20 protein-coding genes are annotated in these 21,859 nt (G+C 53.3%); 17 read left to right on the top strand and 3 right to left on the bottom strand.

The window, feature by feature from the left end:
- The first annotated feature begins 11 nt into the window (after positions 1-11).
- From PCH05_RS01800 to PCH05_RS01770, 7 genes are all read left to right on the top strand, one after another.
- Positions 12-1,061, top strand: coding sequence for a permease (locus PCH05_RS01800; protein ID WP_246049322.1), 1,050 nt, complete (start codon positions 12-14; stop codon positions 1,059-1,061).
- Positions 1,062-1,075: 14 nt separating this feature from the next.
- The gene (locus PCH05_RS01795) at positions 1,076-2,023 is read left to right on the top strand and encodes a TIGR03943 family putative permease subunit (RefSeq protein WP_164766504.1); all 948 of its coding nucleotides are present in this window, start codon (positions 1,076-1,078) and stop codon (positions 2,021-2,023) included.
- A gap of 41 nt (positions 2,024-2,064) precedes the next feature.
- Entirely contained in the window at positions 2,065-2,934 is an 870-nt protein-coding gene (locus PCH05_RS01790; RefSeq protein WP_127600063.1) for a cupredoxin domain-containing protein, read from the top strand.
- A gap of 164 nt (positions 2,935-3,098) precedes the next feature.
- Entirely contained in the window at positions 3,099-3,725 is a 627-nt protein-coding gene (locus tag PCH05_RS01785) for a nitroreductase family protein (RefSeq protein ID WP_127600061.1), read from the top strand.
- 176 nt (positions 3,726-3,901) lie between these two features.
- Positions 3,902-4,549: a phospholipase D-like domain-containing protein gene (locus PCH05_RS01780; protein ID WP_127600060.1), complete on the top strand. Its 648-nt coding sequence runs from the start codon at positions 3,902-3,904 to the stop codon at positions 4,547-4,549.
- Positions 4,550-4,644: 95 nt separating this feature from the next.
- Positions 4,645-6,099, top strand: coding sequence for a DUF1254 domain-containing protein (locus PCH05_RS01775; RefSeq protein ID WP_127600059.1), 1,455 nt, complete (start codon positions 4,645-4,647; stop codon positions 6,097-6,099).
- 116 nt (positions 6,100-6,215) lie between these two features.
- A complete protein-coding gene (locus PCH05_RS01770; RefSeq protein ID WP_127600058.1) occupies positions 6,216-8,048 on the top strand; it encodes a UbiD family decarboxylase in 1,833 nt (610 codons plus the stop codon).
- A gap of 189 nt (positions 8,049-8,237) precedes the next feature.
- Here PCH05_RS01770 and PCH05_RS01765 read toward each other — a convergent pair whose 3' ends face one another.
- Positions 8,238-9,434: an oxalate decarboxylase family bicupin gene (locus tag PCH05_RS01765; RefSeq protein WP_127600056.1), complete on the bottom strand. Its 1,197-nt coding sequence runs from the start codon at positions 9,432-9,434 to the stop codon at positions 8,238-8,240.
- Between the two features lie 185 nt (positions 9,435-9,619).
- Here PCH05_RS01765 and PCH05_RS01760 point away from each other — a divergent pair, with 185 nt between their 5' ends.
- Entirely contained in the window at positions 9,620-10,156 is a 537-nt protein-coding gene (locus PCH05_RS01760) for a GNAT family N-acetyltransferase (RefSeq protein WP_127600054.1), read from the top strand.
- 88 nt (positions 10,157-10,244) lie between these two features.
- Here the strand turns inward: PCH05_RS01760 and PCH05_RS01755 are convergent, their stop codons facing one another.
- Together PCH05_RS01755 and PCH05_RS01750 are read right to left on the bottom strand one after the other, a co-directional pair.
- Positions 10,245-10,457, bottom strand: a complete 213-nt coding sequence (locus PCH05_RS01755; protein WP_127600052.1) for a DUF2905 domain-containing protein — start codon at positions 10,455-10,457, stop codon at positions 10,245-10,247.
- Positions 10,458-10,538: 81 nt separating this feature from the next.
- Positions 10,539-11,429, bottom strand: a complete 891-nt coding sequence (locus PCH05_RS01750) for a LysR family transcriptional regulator (protein WP_127600050.1) — start codon at positions 11,427-11,429, stop codon at positions 10,539-10,541.
- 125 nt (positions 11,430-11,554) lie between these two features.
- Here PCH05_RS01750 and PCH05_RS01745 point away from each other — a divergent pair, with 125 nt between their 5' ends.
- From PCH05_RS01745 to PCH05_RS01705, 9 genes are all read left to right on the top strand, one after another.
- Positions 11,555-12,226 (top strand): O-methyltransferase, encoded by a 672-nt coding sequence (locus PCH05_RS01745; protein ID WP_127600048.1) that lies wholly within the window; start codon positions 11,555-11,557, stop codon positions 12,224-12,226.
- A gap of 275 nt (positions 12,227-12,501) precedes the next feature.
- Positions 12,502-14,352, top strand: coding sequence for a hypothetical protein (locus PCH05_RS01740; protein ID WP_127600046.1), 1,851 nt, complete (start codon positions 12,502-12,504; stop codon positions 14,350-14,352).
- A gap of 296 nt (positions 14,353-14,648) precedes the next feature.
- Positions 14,649-15,008, top strand: coding sequence for a GntR family transcriptional regulator (locus tag PCH05_RS01735; protein WP_371860502.1), 360 nt, complete (start codon positions 14,649-14,651; stop codon positions 15,006-15,008).
- Complete coding sequence (locus tag PCH05_RS01730) at positions 15,005-15,895, top strand: ABC transporter ATP-binding protein (protein ID WP_127600043.1); 891 nt, start codon at positions 15,005-15,007, stop codon at positions 15,893-15,895. Before PCH05_RS01735 ends, PCH05_RS01730 begins: the two co-directional genes overlap by 4 nt.
- Positions 15,896-15,903: 8 nt before the next feature.
- The gene (locus PCH05_RS01725; RefSeq protein ID WP_127600042.1) at positions 15,904-16,581 is read left to right on the top strand and encodes a hypothetical protein; all 678 of its coding nucleotides are present in this window, start codon (positions 15,904-15,906) and stop codon (positions 16,579-16,581) included.
- Positions 16,582-16,774: 193 nt separating this feature from the next.
- The gene (locus PCH05_RS01720; RefSeq protein WP_127600041.1) at positions 16,775-17,779 is read left to right on the top strand and encodes a LacI family DNA-binding transcriptional regulator; all 1,005 of its coding nucleotides are present in this window, start codon (positions 16,775-16,777) and stop codon (positions 17,777-17,779) included.
- Between the two features lie 368 nt (positions 17,780-18,147).
- Positions 18,148-19,560: an ABC transporter substrate-binding protein gene (locus tag PCH05_RS01715; protein ID WP_127600040.1), complete on the top strand. Its 1,413-nt coding sequence runs from the start codon at positions 18,148-18,150 to the stop codon at positions 19,558-19,560.
- A 98-nt stretch (positions 19,561-19,658) separates the two neighbouring features.
- Positions 19,659-20,753 carry a carbohydrate ABC transporter permease gene (locus PCH05_RS01710; RefSeq protein ID WP_127600039.1) on the top strand — a complete coding sequence of 365 codons (1,095 nt, stop codon included), beginning with the start codon at positions 19,659-19,661 and terminating at the stop codon, positions 20,751-20,753.
- Positions 20,754-21,845 (top strand): carbohydrate ABC transporter permease, encoded by a 1,092-nt coding sequence (locus PCH05_RS01705; protein WP_127600038.1) that lies wholly within the window; start codon positions 20,754-20,756, stop codon positions 21,843-21,845.
- Positions 21,846-21,859 lie beyond the last annotated feature (14 nt).

Here is a 21,859-nt window from a genome sequence, read left to right as displayed (position 1 = left end):
GGAGTATATCAATGCAAGAGACGGCACTACGAAAAAAGACGTTGAAATGGAACAGCTATCTCATTGCAGGAGCTTCCCTGGTTGTTATGATCGTGCTGTATGTGCTATCTACGCAGGATCCCGGAACGCTGCTGCACCATCCCAAGCTGCAGATCTTCAAAATGATGTTTGTCAGTATCATCATTGAAGCCATGCCCTTTATTCTGATTGGCGTCGTTGTTTCCGCGCTGCTTGAGGTGTTCGTATCGGAAGGGACAATCCAACGCATGATCCCGCGCAACCCCATCCTGGGGATCGTGGCGGCAAGCTTGATCGGGATCCTCTTTCCGATCTGCGAATGCGGCATGGTGCCTGCCGTCCGCCGCTTGATTCAGAAGGGAATGCCGCTTTACGTGGCTACGGCGTTCATCGCGGTCGGACCGATCTTGAACCCGATTGTCTTCTGGTCGACGTACACGGCGTTTCGCAGCAGGCCGGATATCGCGTATTCCCGCATGGGATTAGCATTTTTGACGGCACTTATTCTAGGGCTAATCGTTTACCGCTTCGTGAATCCGAATCAATTACGGCACCAGGATGCCGTTTCGGGACAAGCTGCTTCCATTCCGGCACCTTCGCCGGTTGATAAAGCCGCTGTTTCTCCTCCGCTTGGCCAGCGGCTGCTGGAAGTGATGAACCACGCGGTCGGCGAATTTTTCGAGATGGGCAAATATTTGATGTTCGGAGCGTTACTGGTTGGCGTGCTCCTTGCTTTTGTCGGCAAAGAAAGCTTGGTGGGATGGGGGCAAGGTCCGGTCCATGCGAATGTTCTGATGATGGGGCTCGGATTTCTGCTTTCGCTATGCTCCACCTCCGATGCTTTTGTGGCGCAGTCATTTCTGACGACCTTTTCGGGGGGCGCGCTGGTGGCGTTCATGGTGCTCGGGCCGATGCTGAATTTGAAAGGGATTTTGATGATGACGGCCGTATTCAAGGCCCGCTTCGTGATCGTGTACAGCTCGCTCGTGATCGTTCTCGTTTACGGCGGCACCTGGCTTTTGGAAAAATGTTGGCTTGCCTAGAAAGGAGGGAGGGCATGAAAAATCTGCTCCCGGTCGTTCACCATGTGCTCAAGCTGCTTATTTTGATGGGCTTTGCCGGATATATCGCTTATTTAACATTTACGGGAGACATTCTCTTGTATATCGCTCCCCATCTCGTCAAATATACGGAGCTGGCTGCCGCAGGGTTATTCTTGTTTGCGGTTTTCCAGCTTTATATCCTCATACGCTCCCGGACGAAAGAGGTTCCCGCAGCGTGCGCGTGTAGTCATGACTCGGTACATCATCACCATCACCATCACGACCATGATGAGCACGGGCATGGCCATGAGCCTTCACCGTCGCTTGCGAAAAACGTGTTGATGTATGGCCTGTTTATTTTACCTTTGCTGCTTGGAGTTGTTCTGCCCGACCAAGCATTTGCCGGATCGCTGGTCAAAAGCAGGGGGATTCAAGTGGGAGAATCCGCGGGCGGCAGCGGCGGCATACCGGCAGATTTGGCCCCATTGGCGGGAACCGATGATCCCGAACTGAAAGAGCGGTTCAAATCAGACAAATATAACCGGGATTATGCCAAACTTGGAATGCTGCTATACCGTCAGGACGTCATTGAGATGAAGGACGAATGGTTTATCGAGAAGCTGCAGGCGCTGAATGCCTTCGCGGGCAATTTTGAAGGCAAAACCATTCGGATCAAAGGCTTTGTTTACCGTGAGGAGGGGCTTGGGGAGAACCAATTCATCATTGGGAGAATGGCTATGACCCACTGCATCGCGGATATTTCGCCATATGGCATCATTGCCGAAACTCCCGAAGCCGGAAGCTTCGCCGACGATGCATGGGTAGATATCACCGGTACCATCGCAACAACGACTTATCGGGGCCAACAGGTGATCAAAATTGACGTTTCCGATACGGAGCCGGCTGCGGCGCCAACCATACCTTATGTATACCCGGACTGGGATTTCGCCAAAAAGCTCTAAATGCTGCTTCTTTTACACTACCTAAGATGGAGAGATGAATCATGCTGCTTCATGCTGGAAGTTTTGCTTTGATACTGCTGTTGACGGGTTACCATGTGTTTTTAATGTTCCGAAGAAAAGGCCTTCTATCCCAAAGGAACGGTACGATTCTTGCCGCTGTTTTCGCAGTTTTGTCGGGGTTGGCTCTTGGAGCCGCAGGTGTGCAGGCCTTTGATTTCCGCTGGGTTGTACTCGCTTGGATCGCGCTCATCGCGGCGGCTGCAGGTGCTGCCTTAGGCATGGCTTACGGCTGGCAGTCTGCAATGAACGGCTTTATGTCCGCCGTGATCGGGGCATTGCTGGGATCGATGCTGGGAGGATTGTTCTATGAATCCAGGCTCGTTGTATTGGTGGTTGCGGTTTTGTTCATTATTTGTTCGTTTATCGTGCAGAAAGCGGGCGAGCATCTGGCTCATGCGTCCCATCCTCCAATGAAAAAATCGAACCTGATAAAAAAGCCGTCATCGGCTGTAAGCACGATCGTGCTTGCGGCTTCATTGGCCGTGCTCGCGGGAGGCATGCTGCTGACGCAGGACCGGATCGCGCTGGGAGCTATTGGTCAGCCGAAATCGCTTGCCGCCGCCATCGATGAAGACAACGACATGCAAGTGGCCACGATCGAGGTATCTGCCGCCGGATTCACACCGGCAAACACTGACTTTGAGGCGAAGAAAATGATCAAGGTTGTCGTTGACGTGAAGCCCAGAGCAGGCTCCGGATTAAAGCTCGTATCCCAAAACCTGAACGTTGACGCAGATCTGAAGGAAGGCGAAAACATATTTCTGCTGAGCAACCCGCAGCCGGGCACGTACGATATTGCGATTCCTTCCAAGAATTTCAATGGGACGCTTATAGTGAAGGCAGCCCATTAGCTGCTTTTGACGCTGAGCGTCTTTTTTTTTATTTTCTGCTGATCGGAAGTATTGCGGGAAAATAGGAATGTATGATATATTTAACTCACTTTTTTAAAGCAACTGACATAAAATAACTGAATGAATACCTATTTTATAAAAACATACATAGGGGAGATATCATCATGAGCCAGTTTCAAGAGCTCGTCCAAGCCAGAAGATCTGCGAGCAAGTTCCAAACCGACGTTCATATTAGCGAGCAGGATCTTGCCGAAATGTTCAGCCTCGTGAAATTCGCTCCGTCCGCCTTCAATTTGCAGCACACCCACTACGTTGCGGTGACGGAGAAGGAGCTGAAGGAAAAGGTATACGAAGCGGCTTTCAAGCAATATAAAGTACTGACAAGCTCTGCGGCGATCGTCGTGCTGGGGGATTTGGAAGCTTATCACAACATCGGTCCGATCAACGAAGGTTTGCTGAATCTCGGAGTCATCGACCGGCGCGAATTCGACGAAACGGTCAGCAGCGTCATCGGCATGTACGAAGATGGAGGCGATGCATTCAAAAGGGACGAAGCCATCCGCAACGCAAGCTTGTCCGCGATGCTGTTCATGCTGATCGCCAAAGACAAAGGGTGGGATACCTGTCCGATGATCGGGTTCGATCCCGAGCAGCTCCGCCGGGCGCTGAACATTCCGGACCGCTACGTACCCGCGATGCTGATTACGATCGGCAAAGAGGACACCGGCAAACAACGACCCCGAGGCTACCGGAAGCCGGTCGGCGAATTTGTGACGTATAACGGATTTTGAGAGACTTTGCCATCCATTCAATTCATGAATTGAGTTAGGAACCGAACCGCCTGATCCTTCAGGCGGTTTTTTCGCCTTGTTTTCAAAACTTCCCATAAAGTGGTGAAGCCGCTTCATTTTTGTTACGATGATACACAATATCTATTGGACAGCAGCCGGGAGGGAGAGATTTCTGCATGCCGCATCACCAAAGATGGATTGCGCTTGCCTTGATTTGCGGGCTTTTGTCCGGATGCTCGGCAGGCAGTCAGAAGAACAATCCGACGGGAGCGAACGAAGTGAATCGAGCACAAACGCAAGCCCAAACGAGCCAAAACGATGCATCAAACAACGCTTCTTCAAAAAGCGGAAAAACAAATGTTCAGACTTATTTTGTCCAAAACGGAGATCATCCGGAGCAAGCCATCATCGGGCTGATCAACGATGCGAAGAGCACGCTTGACGTGGCGGTATACAGCTTGAATTATGACCCGATCGTCGACGCGATCGCGGATGCGGCCGGCAGGGGAGTCCGCGTACGCCTCGTCACGGACCAGGAGCATGCGAACAGCAAAGAGAAGCAGCAGAATGCGCTCAAGCGGATCATGAAAGCCGGCGTACCGGTCAAGGTCAGCAGTCATAAAGGGAAAATGCATTTGAAAATGCTCATCGCGGACGGGAAAAGCGTGGAGGCAGGATCATTCAATTATCTGAAATCTTCCGTGAAGGAGAACGACGACGTTGTTTTGATCATCCATGATGAAGAAGTCGGCAAAAAGTTCGAGGATACGTTCCAACGGATGTGGGACGACAAGGATCGTTACCAAGACTATGAATCTCGCTGAAGCAAGGGAATAAAGCGCCTTTCATTGGCTAACCCTAAGCACAACACTAGAAAAATATACCAGGATCGGATATCGATCATGGAAGGGGTTATACAATGCATTGGCGTACATGGAAGTGCACAAGGTTAGGAAAAGGACTGCTGGCGGCGGTATTGGCTTGCGGGACGGTTTCCGGCGGCTCACAGTCTGCTTACGCGGTTTCGGGCGCTGAGGGACGCGGGCTTGAATCAATGGTTGAGCAGTTTCATCCGCCCCAGACTCTGACCGGCAAGGGAGCGTCAGAGCTGGAGCAGCTTGCGTATTCGCTGGGGGTTCAGGCATACCTATACGGCTACCCGCTTCTCGTGATGGAACAGACGGAAGCAGAGATGCTGAAGTCGCGCGCTCCGATCAACCGATTTTATTACTCCGATACGCTCGCATCCCCGGCGTACAGGGATATTGTCACCCCTAACAGCTCCACGTTGTACTTCAGCGCCTGGCTGGATCTGTCCAAAGGACCGGTAATGCTGAATGTGCCTGCCAATCCAAGCGGTCGTTATTACACCGTCCAGATGCTCGACGCGTATACGAATACCTTCCACAACGTCTCTAACCGCTCGATGAAGAACAAGCGGGGAAGAGTGGAGATTGCCGGGCCTTCCTGGTATTGGAAAACGGCCCATCCGAAAATCGTGGCGCCTACCAACACCGTATGGCTGCTCGGCCGCGTAGAGGTGGACGGAAAGCAGGATGAAGGGCGGGCTGCCTCGTTCGAAAAACAGTTTACCTTGAAACCTTTGCACGGGCATAAGGAGTTGCAAGGCATGAAGAAGCTGTCTGCTGTTCCGGTGCCGGATCTGACGAAGCAGCCGCTGGCATTCTACCAGGCCATGACGGATGCCATCAAGCGAAATCCGCCTCCGCCGGGGGATCAGGTATTGCTGGACCAGTTCAAGCTCTTCGGCATCGATCCGGCTCAAGGCTTTGACGCGAAGGCTTTAAACCCGGCCGTTGTCGCCGGGTTGGTCCGGGCGGCGCCGGAAGCACAGCGGATCATCGAAGCAGCGGGTTCCTGGGTGCCGAAGGCGAACGGCTGGGCGGTCGGGTACGGGATCGGCACCTACGGGGACCGCTTTTTGGAACGCGCCGTCGTGGCCTATTCCGGTCTTGGAGCCAACGTGCCGTCCGAGGAGCTGTATGCGCGCGCCGATGCAGACGGCAGCGGCATGCCGCTAACCGGAAAGCATAATTACGTGCTGCATTTCGGCAAGGAGCAGCTACCCGCAGCCACAGGCTTTTGGTCGCTCACGATGTATGGTCCCGACATGTTCTTGGTGCCGAATTCGCTTCAGCGTTATGCCATCGGAGATTTGACGGAAGGCATGAAATATAACGCGGACGGATCGCTCGACATTTACATCCGGCATGCGCCGCCGGAAGGGAACATGTCGTCCAATTGGCTGCCCGCGCCGGAGGGCGGATTCCATTTGGTGCTGCGCGTGTTCGCACCGAAACCGGAAATGCTGGACAAGCGTTATGCCGTCCCACCGGTTCAGCGTCAATCTTAAGCTGTGAGGATATCGTTTGACATCTGCCCTGAGGTTTGTTTTAACTATATTAAATAAACCTTTTGACAGCAGTGATTTTGCTGGTTCATCGTTCATGGGAGATTGGAGTCAAGCCATTGTATCGGAACTTGGAAGAATGCATTACGGACCTTGAAAAACACGGACATTTGATTCGCATAAAAGAAGAGGTGGACCCTTATCTCGAGATGGCGGCCATCCATTTGAAGGTATATGAAGCGGGCGGACCGGCCCTGCTTTTCGAAAACGTAAAGGGCTCGAAATATAAAGCGGTGTCGAACCTGTTCGGGGACATCGGACGGAGCAAGTTTATATTCCGTGATACCTGGGACCGTACGCAGAGCATCATCGCCCTGCGCGATGACCCGATGAAGGCGCTCAAGCAACCGTTTCAGAACGTCGGCAACGGGCTGGGGGCGATCAAAGCGCTGCCGGCGAAAAAGCGCGGCCTGCCTGCCGGCTTCGAGGAAATTCAAATCTCGGATTTGCCGCAGATCCAGCATTGGCCGATGGATGGAGGAGCCTTCATCACACTGCCGCAGGTGTACTCCGAAGACCCGGACAAACCCGGACTGATGAATTCCAACCTGGGAATGTACCGCATCCAGCTCAGCGGCAACGATTACGAGATGAACCAGGAGATCGGCCTTCATTACCAGATTCACCGCGGAATCGGCATTCACCAGTCGAAGGCCAGCCGAAAAGGCGAGCCGCTGAAAGTCAGCATTTTCGTCGGCGGACCGCCGGCGCATACATTGTCCGCGGTCATGCCGCTGCCGGAAGGCCTGAGCGAAATGCTGTTTGCCGGGCTGCTGTCCGGCCGCCGCTTCCGCTACAGCTACGTGGACGGTTACTGCGTAAGCCATGATGCCGACTTCGTCATCACGGGCGAGATCCATCCGGAGGACACGAAGCCGGAAGGTCCGTTCGGCGATCATCTCGGCTATTACAGCCTTACGCATCCTTTTCCGGTGATGAAGGTGCATAAGGTGTATGCGAAACGGGGAGCCATCTGGCCGTTTACCGTGGTGGGGCGCCCGCCGCAGGAGGACACCTCCTTCGGAGAACTGATCCATGAGCTGACAGGAGACGCGATCAAGCAGGAAATTCCGGGCGTCAAGGAGGTCCATGCCGTGGACGCCGCGGGTGTGCACCCGCTATTGCTGGCCATCGGCAGCGAACGGTACACGCCGTATCAGCGGGTGAAGCAGCCGACCGAGCTGCTGACGCTGGCGAACCGTATTCTGGGAACGGGGCAGCTGAGTCTGGCAAAATACTTGTTTTTGACGGCCGAGGACGAACTGAAGCTCGATTCCCATGATATCGCCGGTTTTATGGGTTACATTCTGGAGCGGATGGATCTGCGCCGGGACATTCATTTTTACACGAACACGACGATTGATACGCTCGACTATTCCGGCACGGGGCTGAACAGTGGAAGCAAGGTGGTTCTGGCGGCTTACGGGGATCCGAAAAGGGAGCTGTGCCGCGAGGTGCCGGATGAGCTTCAAGGCTTGCGGGATTTTGCGAATCCGCGTCTCGTCATGCCGGGCATAGTGGCGGTCGAAGGACCGGCGTTTGCCGATTACGGGCAGGCGGCGCAGGAAATGGCCGCTTTGGGAGAAGCGATACACGAACAGGGGCCTCTGGTATCCTGCCCGATGATCGTCGTATGCGACGACAGCACGTTCCTGAGCGATACGCTTAACAATTTTCTATGGGTGACCTTCACCCGCAGCAATCCTTCGCACGATATGTACGGCGTTAACAGCAGTTATGAGCATAAGCATTGGGCATGCGACAATATGATCCTCGATGCCCGCATCAAGCCGCATCAAGCGCCGCCTTTGATTCCGGATCCGCAGGTTGAGCGGCATATCGAGCGGTTGTTCGCCAAGGGCGGAAGCCTGGAAAACGTGAACATCAAATAAGCTTTAGGTACGGCATCGTAAGCGGGGAGACATCGGTATAAAACCGGGAGCGGCTTCCTGCCACGCAGGCCGGATCACTGAATCTGCTTCTCGACAAGGAGCGCCGCAAACAAGAGACCCCATCAAAAAGGCTGTTCACCAGGTTGATCCCGACCTGAAGGACAGCCTTATTTCTTTTTTTGATTCAGATCAAGGCGACTCGCCGGGATAGCCGGGATATTTCACGACCGGCCATTTTTCTTTTCGCAGCGCATTCATCAGCTCCGGGCTGGCGTGAATATTGTCTTGAACGAGCTGATGGGGCGTGAGGGCCATCCATTGATTCAGCGACACGTCCTCAAAGCGGCTGCTTTTGAACATTTCCAGAAACCATAAGGTTTCGGTGCCCGTATTCTGGATGTAATGGCCATTCGCAAAAGGCACATAACCCACGTCGCCAGCCCGATAGTTAAAGGTTCGGGCGGTTCCGTTTCCGGAAAAGACGGTCATCCGTCCCTGGCCGGTCAAATAGTACTGCCATTCATCCTGATTGGGATGCCAGTGCAGCTCCCTCATAGCCCCTGGCTTGATCTCGACAAGCGCGGCGGCGATCGTCCGGGATATGGGGAAGTTGGTGGAGTCCACGATGCGCACGCTGCCGCCCGGCGTGACGATCGGCGTCTGCGCCAGCAGCCGATGCTTGAAGCTGAGGGGGACGCTGCCGTACGGAGATTCCACCCGCTGGCTTTCGAGGGATCCCGGAACCGGTGCCTGGAAAATGTAGACCTGGCTGTCGGGACGGCTCTCAAACGCTTCTTCCGGCACGCCGAAATTGGCGGAAAGCACCTCCCCCGGTGTGTGGGCAAGCCAATCCGAGATCGACAGCGTATTCAATTCGGAGAAGCTGCCGTCGTCGAAAACGAGCAGAAATTCGCAGCCTTCGGCAAGTCCTTGAATGGAGTGGGGAAGCCCAGCCGGAAAATACCATAGGTCCCCGGGGCCGATGTCGGCAATGAAATTGCGGCCATTCTGATCCACGGCCGTCACGCGGGCCTCGCCACGGATCATGTAGGCCCACTCCGCCTGCTGATGCCAATGCATTTCGCGCACGCCGCCGGGCGTGAGATACATGTTCACACCGGCAAGCGTTGTGGCTATCGGCAGTTCGAGCACCGTAACCTCCCGCGACCAGCCGCCGCGGTTCAGCTTCATATGGGCATCCGAGAAGGAAAACTTCAGGTTCGGCAGCAGCCCCGCGTCCGTGGCGGGCGGGACGAACATATCCGGGTTCTCCAGGTCCCTCATTACATCGCGCGGCCCCCAATCCGGTCCGCCGGCGCCGTCGCTCCGAATCGGCTGCGGTATGTTCTGAGGGATATGGCTTTGATCCCTGGGAAAGTCATTCATTAATTCATTCCTCCAGATGGGTTTGAATGCATTCGATAAGGGTTCTTCATACCATGCTTATGAAAACGGGCCTGGCTATTATGTGGGATAAAAAGCTTTGCAATCGCAGCCAAACGATGGCATCATAACGATAATCACATGCTTACAGGACAAGCATCTGGGAAAATGAAAGGATGTGCTGCACGATGTTTCCGCAACTTGAGACGGAGAGGCTGATTTTAAGAGAAATAATGGAAGAAGATACGGGAGATATATTTGCGTGCTTCTCCAATGAAGAAGCTATGCGGTATTATGGGCAGGATCCTTTTGACAGCGTGGAGCAGGCAGTCCAGCTCATCCGTTTTTTTGGTGACAGCTATCGCGACAAGCGCGGCATCCGGTGGGGAATCGAGCGCAAAGAAGCGCCGGGCCTGATTGGAACAGCCGGCTTTAATGCATGGGCGCCCAAGCACCGGCGGGCGGAAATCGGCTACGAAATCCATCCCGAGCATTGGCGGAAAGGATATGCCTCTGAAGCCGCGGCGAGTATATTGAAGTATGGCTTTGATCACATGAATCTGGCGCGGATCGGAGCCGTTGTATTTACCGGCAACCAAGCGTCGCAAGAAATGCTGATCAAGCTGGGGTTTGAGCAGGAAGGGACGCTGCGGAATTATATGGTTCAATCCGGTGTATCGCATGATACGAGCGTATACTCGAGATTGAATCCCGGAGGGCGATGAGACCCGATCCGCGATCCGGAATGCAAAGCGAGCGCTGCTAAAGAGAACCGCCTGATAAGCGTGCAAGCTTATCCTGCCACGAAGAGGACTAACGGCGAAAGAGCGCAAGCAGCAGCGAGGCGACGATGCTGATGATGATGCAGGTAACGATCGGAAAATAAATTTTGACGTTGTTTTTCTCGTATACGACGTCGCCGGGAAGACGGCCCAGGGGCAGCCAGCGGCCTACGAGCCACCAGAGGAGTCCGGCGGCGATCAGGATGATGCCGAGAATGATGAGCGTTTTGGATATGCCTGGCATGGCGGATCACCTCCTTAAAATCGAATAGAACTTCGTAATGCGGCTCTCGGAGGCATCCATGCCTTCGAGGGCTTTTTGACGTTAATAGGGGTTCTCCCGGATCAGTTGCACCAGATTGCGGGCGGCAGCGCTCAGTGGTTCGTCCCTGCGCGTGCAAATGGCGATCACGTTCCGCAGATCGATGCCTTCCACGAATACGCGGCACAGCTCGCCGCGCTCGACATGCTCGCGCACGACCAGGGAGGAGACAAAGTTGGCGCCATAACCGGCAATGACGGCCGATATCGCTTCGTGCAGCCCGTTAAACTGCAGGGCGATTTTCGGGGCTGGAGCGTTGTACGTCCGGCAAAGCGCCATCAGCCGTTCCCTGGTGGAGCTGCCTTCCTCGCGCATGACGAACGGCTCCTTCATCATTTGCTGAAGGGACACCCGTTGGTTCGCGTACACATGGCTCGGGGATACGACGAACCACAGCTCGTCCTGAAACAGCTCTTCCGTCTGCACCGTATCGGGATACTCCTCCGCCAAGCCGCCGTAGATGGCAAGATCCACCTCGACATTCAGCAGAAGCTTGAGCGCACCGCTGGAATTGGTCGTTGTAACGGTCATATCGACCTGCTCATGCTGCTGTTTGAACTTGGCGAGCCAAAGCGGAAGCAGGAAATGGGAGGGAAGATAGGTGGCGGCAAGCCGGATATGTCCATAGGTTCCGCGCCCGTAGTTCTCCGCAAGCTGTTCGATTTGCTGCTCGACGGCGAACAGGCGCCTTGCGAGCAGGGCGATCTGCTCCCCCGCGTCGGTCAAGGCGATGCCGCGTCCCTGCGGCGTGAGCAGCGTGAGGTTCAGCTCCTTTTCGAATTTTTTGATCTGGGCGGTAATGGCCGGCTGGCTGATGTTCAGCTGTTCTGAAGCCCGGGTGACGCTGCCGGTGGCGGCAATGACATGGAATAGCCGGAGCGCATGTAAATTCATGGATGGTTCCCCTTCGTCGCAATTCATATATTTAATGTATAAAAACAAGGAAAAGATATATTATTTTTATTATTATAACCGAACTATAATGAAACCAGAAGCGCTTCAACCTAATAAAAGGAGTGATGGCAATGCAACAAATTTGGAAGCAAGTCGATGAATACGTGACGGATCTTCTTTGTCCGAACGACCGGATTCTTGAGGAGGTATTGGCGGCAAACCGTAAGGCGGATCTGCCCGAAATCGATGTGACGGCGGCCCAGGGCAAGCTGCTGCAGCTGCTTGTGCAAATGAAAGGCGCGAAGCGTGTCCTTGAAATCGGTACGCTTGGGGCATACAGCACGATCTGGATGGCCCGGGGACTGCCGAAGGACGGCCGTATCATCACGCTGGAGCTGGATCCGCATCATGCGGAAGTGGCGAGGGCCAACATCGTGCATGCCGGCATGGAACATGTCATCGAGGTGCGGACGGGAAACGCGCTGGAGCAGCTGAGTATCCTGGCCGAAGAGAACACGCCGCCCTTCGATATGATCTTCATTGATGCCGATAAGCCGAACAACCCGCAGTATTTGAATTGGGCGCTGCGCTTCTCCCGTCCCGGTACGGTCATCATCGGAGATAACGTGATCCGGGAGGGTGAAATTACGAATCGGCACAGCACGGACCCGCGCATCCAAGGCGTGAGAACCTTCTATGAGATGCTCGCGTCTAGCGAACGTATCTCGGCGACAGCCGTTCAAACGGTCGGCAGCAAAGGATATGACGGTTTTATGCTCGGCATCGTGCAAGCATAAGCTGCACGATATGGAACGCGGCTGCCCGCAGGATCGGGGCGTCCGCGTTTTTTTGTTGTATCCGAAATCCCATTTCCGGTGCCTGCCTTGTTCCCCGGCTTAAGACTCATCAGAGAGGTGAGCCTGATCTGGGGGCGGCTGCAATTCCGTTCCATCGGCATACGTAATTATGCCGTAAGAGGGATAGCTATCAGACGTAATCGTAATGATAATTGGAATATATTGATAGCTTTTGAGAATGGAATACATATGCAGCTTATGGGAGGAGAACAGGAATGTCTACTTTACGATCGCGCTTACTGCCCCTGATCCTTGCCGTTATGACGGCGCTTGCCCTGCAAGGGGGCATCGTGCATGGGGAAAGCTCGGATGAGCCAGCCATTGCTTGGTCAAAGGATTACGGGAATTGGTCTGCCGGGGAGGGAGTCATGCCGACCTCGGATGGCGGATATCTCGCATTGGGAAGCTTGACCGAGCAAGAAATGAGCGGGGACTGGGAGACCTATTCCCAGAAGGCCTACATGGTGAAGCTGGATGCGGAAGGGGCGGTGCAGTGGGAGCAAAAGCTGACCCATGACGGCTCCGAGACCAATGCGGCCTCCCAGGCGATCGAAACCCGCGACGGAGGTTACTTTATCATCGGTACAAGCACCAGCACCTCGGGACAGCCTTACAGCCAGCTGCTGATGGTCAGGCTGGACGCTTCCGGCCGAATCCTTTGGGAGCAGACGAAGGAGGAGGAGGGCATTCACAGCATGCCCCAGACCGCGTTTGAGACGGCAGACGGCGATTTTATCGTCGCGGGCAAAGGCATCAGCAACATGGGCTACAGCAGCGCATATCTGCTTAAAGTCGACGGGGATGGCCAAGAGCTGTGGTATAAGAAGTACCGTTTTGGCGGAAACAGCCAGTATTTCAACGATCTCATTCCGGCCGTGGACGGAGGCTACGTCGCCGTAGGCGGCATCGACAGCCCGGATTACGAACCAGGCGACCGGGATGCGCTTGTCATCGTCAAGGTTGGCGAAGACGGAGAGCAGGCATGGATGAAGGAAACGGTGGACCCCGAAACGGATTGGGGCGCATTCGGGGTTGTGGCGACGGATGACGGAGGCTACTTGATCGGCAGTCAGAAGGTCATCAATCAGCAGCGAATCACTGTTCTGACCGAAACGGATGCCAGCGGAGAGCCGAAGTGGGAAAAAACTTACCCGGCCGGCGCGGATATCGAGGTGTTCAACCGCATTGTCAAAACGGCAGATGGCTATGCGCTGCTGGGTGGAAACGCGAGCGGCGATTATAAGAACCGTAAGGTCCAGTACGATCTGATGACCGTCAGCCAAAGCGGCGAGCTGCTTGACCGGACGCTTTTCAAAGGCGCGCCGATTTCCCGGTACGGGAAAGGCTCGGCAGCACCGGACGGCGGTTATATTTTCCCGGGAACGGTCAAACGAGAGGACAAAACGAAGTTCCAGCTGATGAAGGTAGCGCCTTCCGCCCATCAACCTTCGGCGGAACGGACGCTGACAGGCATTGCCTTTACCGAGAAGGCCAGAACGCTGAAATCCGGCATCGGCGCGCCGACCGTGCTTCAGGCGGTTTATGGTGACGGCACATCAGAGGATGTATCGAGCTCGGCCGCCTATCGTTCGGATGATCCGAAGATTGCCGCCGTTGATACGGCCGGGCGCATTACGGCAACAGCACCGGGTGAAACGGTCATTCATGCCGAATACCGTGACTTTAGCGCTGCGCTGAAGGTCACGGTGCTTTCAGCCGATGACGCTGCGTTCGATCCGGTTTCTGGCGCCATCCAAATGGATTCCGACGAATATTCGCTGGCGGCCGGCAGCAGCCTCGACATCCATTTGCTGTTCATGGACGCCGCCACGGGCAAGACGACGGACGTGACGGCTAAAGCATCGTTCCGCAGCGATCATCCGGACATCGCCGGCGTTGACGACGAAGGGAACCTGACCGGATACCGTGCGGGAGTGACCCGCATTTACGGCTCCTACAAAGGCAAGTCCGTATTCGCCGACGTGCAGGTGCTTCGGAGCTCGGCAGTAAACGCCAAAGCAACCCCAGCCGGATCACCGGTATTGCAATCGCAAACTCGGAAGTAGCGGCAAGCATGCTGCTGTACGAAGAACAGCCAATTCGGCTGTTCTTTTTGCGTTAAGGCGAAGTGCATACGGAAGACCGTACCTTTGCCCTGAACAGAAATATCGACGTACCCAACATGTTTTTGCGCGGATGCTAATAAACGTAGGCATTGACGCAACCTTGACAGGAGGCCACATGATGAAGTCCGGTAAAATTGTGCGCCAAATGGATTGACAATCCGAAATCCATCGCATATATTATGGTTAGTTACTTGAGTAATTAACCAGTTGGGTGGTGAAGGTATTTGGGGTCAATTATGGATGACGGCCGTCCTATTTTTATACAGATTGCGGAAAAGATCGAAGACGACATCCTTAGCGAAGGATTGCCCGAGGAATCTCAGGTCCCTTCGACCAATCAGTTTGCCTCTTTTTATCAGATAAATCCTGCGACCGCGGCCAAGGGAGTTAATCTTCTGGTTGATCAAGGTATTCTGTACAAGAAGAGGGGGATCGGAATGTTTGTGGCTTCAGGAGCGAGGGAGAGGCTCGTGGATAAACGGAAGGAACAATTTTATGAGCAGTATATCGTGACGATGATTCACGAGGCCAAGAAGCTGGGAATTACGGTTGATCAGTTAACGGACATGGTCAGAAGAGGGGATGAGAGTAAATGAAACCGGTCATCGAAGTAAAGCGGTTGAATAAAACTTATGGCAGTGAAACGGTCGTCAAGGATATCAGTTTTGCGGTGGAGGAGAATAAAATATACGGTTTGCTGGGCAGAAACGGCGCAGGCAAAACGACCATCATGCATATGCTCACGGCCCAGCTGTTCCCGACAAGCGGCGAAATGAAGGTATTCGGAGAGAACCCTTACGAAAACAACCGGGTGCTTAGCCGGATGTGCTTCATCAAAGAGAGCCAAAAATATCCGGATAGCTTCAGAGTCGCGGACGTGCTTGCAGTTGCGGCAACCCTATATCCGGACTGGGATCAAGCGTACGCGCAGCAGCTGATTGAAGAATTCCGGCTTCCGCTCAAAAGAAGAATGAAAAAGCTATCCCGGGGGATGCTTTCCTCGGTCGGCATTATCGTCGGCTTGGCCAGCCGCGCGCCGCTTACGATTTTTGACGAGCCTTACCTGGGTCTGGACGCGGTTGCCCGAAACCTGTTCTATGAAAGGCTGATTGAGGACTATGGGGAGCATCCCCGGACCGTCATCCTCTCCACTCATTTGATCGATGAGGTCAGCAATTTGCTGGAGCATGTGATCGTGATCGATAACGGCAGCATCCTAATCAATGAAAATGCCGATGAGCTCAGGGATAAAGCTTACACGGCCGTAGGTTCAGCCCAGCACGTGAGTACTTATACGGCAGGAAAAAGGGTTATTCACCAAGAATCCCTCGGCGGTATGATGACCGCGACCATATGGGGCAAGGGAGACAAAGCAAACAGGAGGGAGGCCGAGGGGCTCGGCATTCAATTCGCTCCGGTAACCCTGCAGCAGCTCATTGTTCACTTAACAAGCGATAAAGGAAATGGAAGGGTGGCAGATTAATGATGAGAATGACAGGCGTATTAAAAATGCATTGGCGCGATAAAACGGTTTGGATTTATGTGCCGTGGGTTGTTTTATTGTTCAGCTTCGCGATCAACGTGATTATCGGGATCCTGACCAAAGGACAGGAGAATATTAACTCCGGAGGGATCGCCTCTATATACGTTTATATGTTTATTGCCATTCTCATCGTACAGGCGCAGACCTTTCCCTTTTCGCTCGGGATGAGCATCCGTAGAACCGATTATTTTATGGGTACGGCGTTGATGTGCCTCCTCGTCAGCGCGGGTTCAAGCCTTGTTCTTTTTCTACTGTCGGTGATAGAGAACATGACCGATGGCTGGGGCGTGAACCTGCATTACTTCGCGCTGCCGTTTATGAAGGATTTATCCCCGATTGCACGTTTTGGAGTGTTCTTTGTCGTCATGACCTACATGTTTTTCCTCGGATTCGTGATTTCAAGCATTCACCGCAGATTCGGAAAAACAGGCTTATACGTTTTATTTACCGCAATATTGCTCCTCAGCAGCATCGGAAGTTTTGCCATGACGTACTATGAGCGGTGGATGGACTTGTTCAAGTGGGTTGCGCATCACCATCAGCTGCTTTATGTCTGGATGATCCCCTTTATCATCCTTTACGCGCTGATTTCTTACGGCCTGCTCCGCCGGGCTACGGTATCTTAATAAGGAGGAACGTGAACGTCTTACCTTTCATCTTCCGATCCCAATCTCTCAGCATGAGGCAGAGGAATTGGGATTTTTGCTTGCTTCATAAATAAAAGCATTATGTAAGCGCTTCAAAAATAAATCTTGCCAATTGATATAACCCTTGCTATAATCGCTTTGAAAAGGTTTTCTTACAAAGGAAGTTTTAACAATGAAGCCAACAATTAGAGATGTTGCCAAAATGGCGGACGTATCCATCAGTACCGTATCCCGCGTCATGAATGCGCCTGAATCCGTCATCGAGAGCAAAAGAATACGGGTTTTGGAGGCGATTGAGAAGCTTCAATATCAGCCGAATTCGTTTGCCCGCGGCCTGATTTACAAGAAATCCTTTACGCTCGGATTGCTGATTCCGGATATTGAAAATTTTTATTATACCGGCATTATCCGGGGCATGCAGGATGCCTGTATCAAGCTCGGTTACAGTCTGATGATCTGCAATACGGACCGGGATAAGAACCGGCTCCTTTCTTACATCGACGCTTTTCACGAGAAGCAGGTGGACGGGATCGTGTTCGCAAGCGATATTATGTATCCCGAATACTACGAAAAGCTGGTACGCTGCAGAATCCCGTTCGTGCTTCTTTCTACACATTCGTATGAGTATGAGATTCCGAGCGTGGAGATTGACGATGAGCAGGCGGCCTATGACGCGGTGAAATTCCTGATCGACCTCGGACACGAAGACATTGGAATGATCGGATTCAATCATGAGAATTCCATTTCCGGACCGCCGCGGTACCAAGGCTTTATCCGGGCTTTGGAGGAAGCGGGACTTGGCCGTAACGGTGAGAAGATCCGATATGCGACGCACAGATTCGAGCATGCTTACCATGCCGCGCACGAACTGTTTACCGATTATCCCGAGCTTACGGCTGTATTCTGCGTCGCCGACGAATTCGCCATGGGGGTGATTTCCTATCTGAAAGACCGGAACATTCTCGTTCCCGGGCAGGTATCGGTTATCGGATTCGATAATCTGAGGATGGCGAATATGTTCATCCCGAAGCTGACTACGATCGCGCAGCCGATGTACGACATGGGATGCCGTGCCGCGGAAAAGCTGCATGAATGGCTTACAACAGGCACGGTCGAGGTTCTACGGGAGAAAATGGAGCATAAATTGATTGTCAGAGAGTCCTCGCGTCAACGATGAGGTTCCTTCTCGGGAAATTTGAAAAGCTTTTCAAACGAGCTGTCATGTTACAACTTAATGGGCAAAGGGTAATGAATGAAATTCGGTTAACAACACATTAACATTGCTTAGTTGATACATATCACCAAGTTGAAAGCGCTCTATTATTTATGGCGCCAGATTCTGTGAGGGGGGTGATCCGCGGGCTGTAACAGTAGATTGGACGATATGGGGACCATGAAACTTTTTTTGAGATATCGGCTTGCTGGCAGCTTTCGGTTCGGCGTACTGATATCGAAAATGCGGACTCCGCGGTAATTTGCATGCTTGTGCGGAGTGTGCTGACCGATTTTTACTTAACCATGATAAAAAAAGGGGATGTATGTTGTATGACAAAAGTACGGAAAGCCAGAACATCCATACTGCTCTCGCTGAGCCTGTCCTTGACCATGATGCTGAGCGCCTGCGGCGGCTCGGGGGATGCGGGGCCGACGAAAGAGCCTGCTGCCTCCGGCGGCGACACGAAGGAAACGACCACAACGACACAACCGGCCGATAGCGGCTCCGGTTCACCGCTGGAAATGGCCATGCAGGGCAAGTATAAAGGAACGAAAGTAACCATGTTCGGTCCTTTCGTGGATGCCGACCAGAAGAAATTCGAGGACAGCATCAAGGATTTCGAGGATAAAACGGGCATCGATATCCAGTATGAGGGCTCCAAGGAATTCGAAGCGACGATCAACGTCCGCGTCGACGGCGGCAACGCGCCGGATATCGCTGACTTCCCGCAGCCGGGCCTGCTCGCTTCCATCGCCAAAACCGGTAAAGTGGTCGATCTGAACAAGATCCTTGATCAGGAAAAGCTGAAGAAAAACTATAACCAAAGCTGGCTGGACATGGGAACCATGGACGGCAAGGACGGCAAAATTATGGCAGGCATCTGGAACCGCAGCAACGTGAAAAGCTTGGTGTGGTATCCGAAAAAGCAGTTCGAAGAGGCGGGTTACAAAGTACCTCAAACCTGGGATGAAATGATGGCCCTGACCGAGCAAATCGCCAAGGACGGCGACCCTGCGTGGGCGATCGGCATCGAGAGCGGCGCGGCTACCGGCTGGCCGGGAACCGACTGGATCGAAAACATCATGCTGCGTACCACTACGCCAGAAAACTATGACAAATGGGTTAAGGGCGAGCTGCCTTTCACATCGCCTGAAGTGAAAAACGCTTTCGAAATCATGTCCAAAATCTGGATGAATAAAGACTATGTCTATGGCGGCACCAAGTCGATCGTGACGACGTCTTTCGGCGACGCGCCGAAGCCAATGTTCGAGAATCCGCCCAAAGCATGGTTTAACCTGACAGGCAACTTCATCACCAGCTTCTTCCCTGAAACCGCGAAGGTTGACCAGGACTACGACTGGTTCTACCTGCCGCCGATCGATGAGCAGTACGGCAAGCCGGTGCTGGTTGCAGGCGACATCTATGCGATGTTTAACGACCGTCCTGAAGTTCGTGCGGTGATGGAATTCTTCACAACCGGCGAATCCATCAAAAATTGGGTGCAATCCGGCGGCGTCATCGCTCCAATGAACGACGCTTCGCTTGATTGGTACACTTCCGAATCCGATAAACGGATGGCGAAGCTGGTTCAGGATGCGACAACGCTCCGCTTTGACGGATCTGACCTGATGCCGGGCAAAGTCGGCGCGGGCTCCTTCTGGAAAGGCATGACCGACTATGTCAGCGGAACGGTGAATCTGGACGAAGCGCTGAAACAGATTCAAAAGGGCTGGGATAACTAAGCATTTCATTTTGCAATGATTTTATAGCTGGAAGATGGGGCAGCTTCGCAAGCGCTGGCTGCCCCTTTTTTTCAGATATCGGAGGGCAGGGATTATCCATGGAAGCACAAGCCAAAACGAAATCCAGATCCAAATCCAGCTTCAAAGGCGTGCTGATCTTGCTTATCATGCTGCTGATTAACATCTGCGTTCACGGCGTGATCTTTTATTTCTTCAAGGAATCCACGCTGAACCCGCTTTGGACAGCTTTGGCGGCGGTCATCTGGGGTGTAGCAGGCGTCTATTTTCTGTATTTTACGATCAGTTTGGCTGTTGAGCAGTTTCCGGAAAAAATCGGCCGCAAAATACTGCCATATGTGTTTATCGGCCCGGCTGTTTTGCTGTTAGGCTGGCTGCTGGTCATGCCGGCGCTGCGCACGCTGTACCTGAGCTTTTTTAATGCATCTTCTGATAAGTTCGTCGGTCTGGGCAACTACCTAGCAATCTTCAGCGACCGTCTGCTCGCGACTGCTTTGCGAAACAACCTGCTGTGGGTTTTCGTCGGTACACTGGCCTGTGTGGCTTTCGGGCTGCTGATTGCCATTCTTGCAGACCGGAGCAGTTATGAGCGGATCGCAAAATCCATCATCTTCATGCCGATGGCCATTTCATTCGTTGCCGCGGGTGTCATCTGGAAGTTCGTGTATTACTACCAGCCTGGGACAGAGCAGATCGGTCTCTTGAACGCCATCGTGATTGCTTTTGGAGGCGAGCCGCAGGCATGGGTGACGATGCTCCAGCCGTGGAACAACTTTTTCCTCATCCTGATCCTGATCTGGATGCAGACGGGCTTTGCGATGGTGATTTTTTCGGCGGCGATCAAAGGCGTTCCCGAGGATATTCTTGAAGCGGCGCGTGTAGACGGGGCCGGAGAAATCCGCATCTTTTTCCGCATCATCATTCCGTTTATCTCCACGACGCTGCTCACCGTTACGACGACGATCATCGTCTTTACGCTGAAAATATTCGACGTCGTGATGGTCATGACCGGCGGCCAATACGACACCGAGGTTGTCGCCACGCAGTTCTACCGTCAGTTCTTCATGTACCGTAACTTCGGTTACGGCTCGACGCTGGCTATCGTGCTGCTGATCGCGGTCCTGCCTGTCATCTATTTCAACCTTCGTCAAATCCGCAAGCAGGGGGGATTCTAAATGGCCGGAAAAAGAAAGAAAAAGGGTAAAAAATGGATTGTGAATCTGGTGCTCGGCATCATTTGCTTTATCTGGCTCATTCCAACCGTGGGCTTGCTGATTTCCTCCTTCAGACCTGCGGCCGACATTCTGCAAACCGGATGGTGGGAGGTATTCCCGCATCAGGAATGGAAGTCTGCGGATACGATCAAGCTGTCCAAGGACGTGGATTTGCGCGGACCGATTGAGGTCAATGGCAAAACCTATACCGATGACCAGCTCAAAGCGGGCGTAAAGGCCGGAAATGACCGGCTGATCTGGGAAAACCGCAGAAACCGGGAAATCAGCGTGCAGGAGCAGGGCTGGGTCGCCAGCTCCAAGCTGACGCTGGATAACTACAAAAATGTCATTTCGGGTAAGGAATATACCGTCAAAGAAGCTGACGGCAGCGAGAAGAAAGAGAAGGGAACGGGACTCTCGCAGGCCTTCCTGAATACGCTGACGATCGCCATCCCGGCGACGGTCATACCGATTCTGATCGCTTCCTTCGCTGCATACGCGTTTGCGTGGCTGCGTTTTCCAGGTAGAAAGACGATATTCGTTGTCATCATTGCCATGCTGGTCGTGCCGCTTCAGGTCGCTCTCATACCGGTGCTCAAGGATTACACTTCGCTCGGCCTGAATGGCACTTATCTCGGCATCTGGCTGGCGCATTCAGCTTTCGGTCTGCCGCTCGTCACGTATTTTATGTATAACTTTATCAGTCAGCTGCCGAAGGATTTGTTCGAATCAGCCTTTATGGACGGGGCGAGCCACTTCACGATCTTCAGCAGGCTGATCCTGCCTTTGTCCGTTCCTGCGCTGGCCTCGATCGGCATCTTCCAGTTCCTCTGGGTATGGAATGATTATCTGGTTTCGCTGATTTTTATCGGCAACCAGCCAAACGTGCAGGTGATGTCCATGAAGATTGCGGATTTGGTCGGCTCGCGCGGCAATGATTGGCATCTGCTCACCTCGGCCGCATTTATATCGATGCTGATGCCGCTGGCGATTTTCTTCCTGCTGCAAAAGTATTTTGTCAGAGGCTTGATGGGCGGTTCAGTCAAGGGTTAAGGGCTGCGTCTGCC

The organism is Paenibacillus chibensis (assembly GCF_004001045.1).
Lineage (GTDB): Bacteria > Bacillota > Bacilli > Paenibacillales > Paenibacillaceae > Paenibacillus_AQ > Paenibacillus_AQ chibensis.
This window is presented reverse-complemented; position numbering and strand designations above follow the sequence as displayed.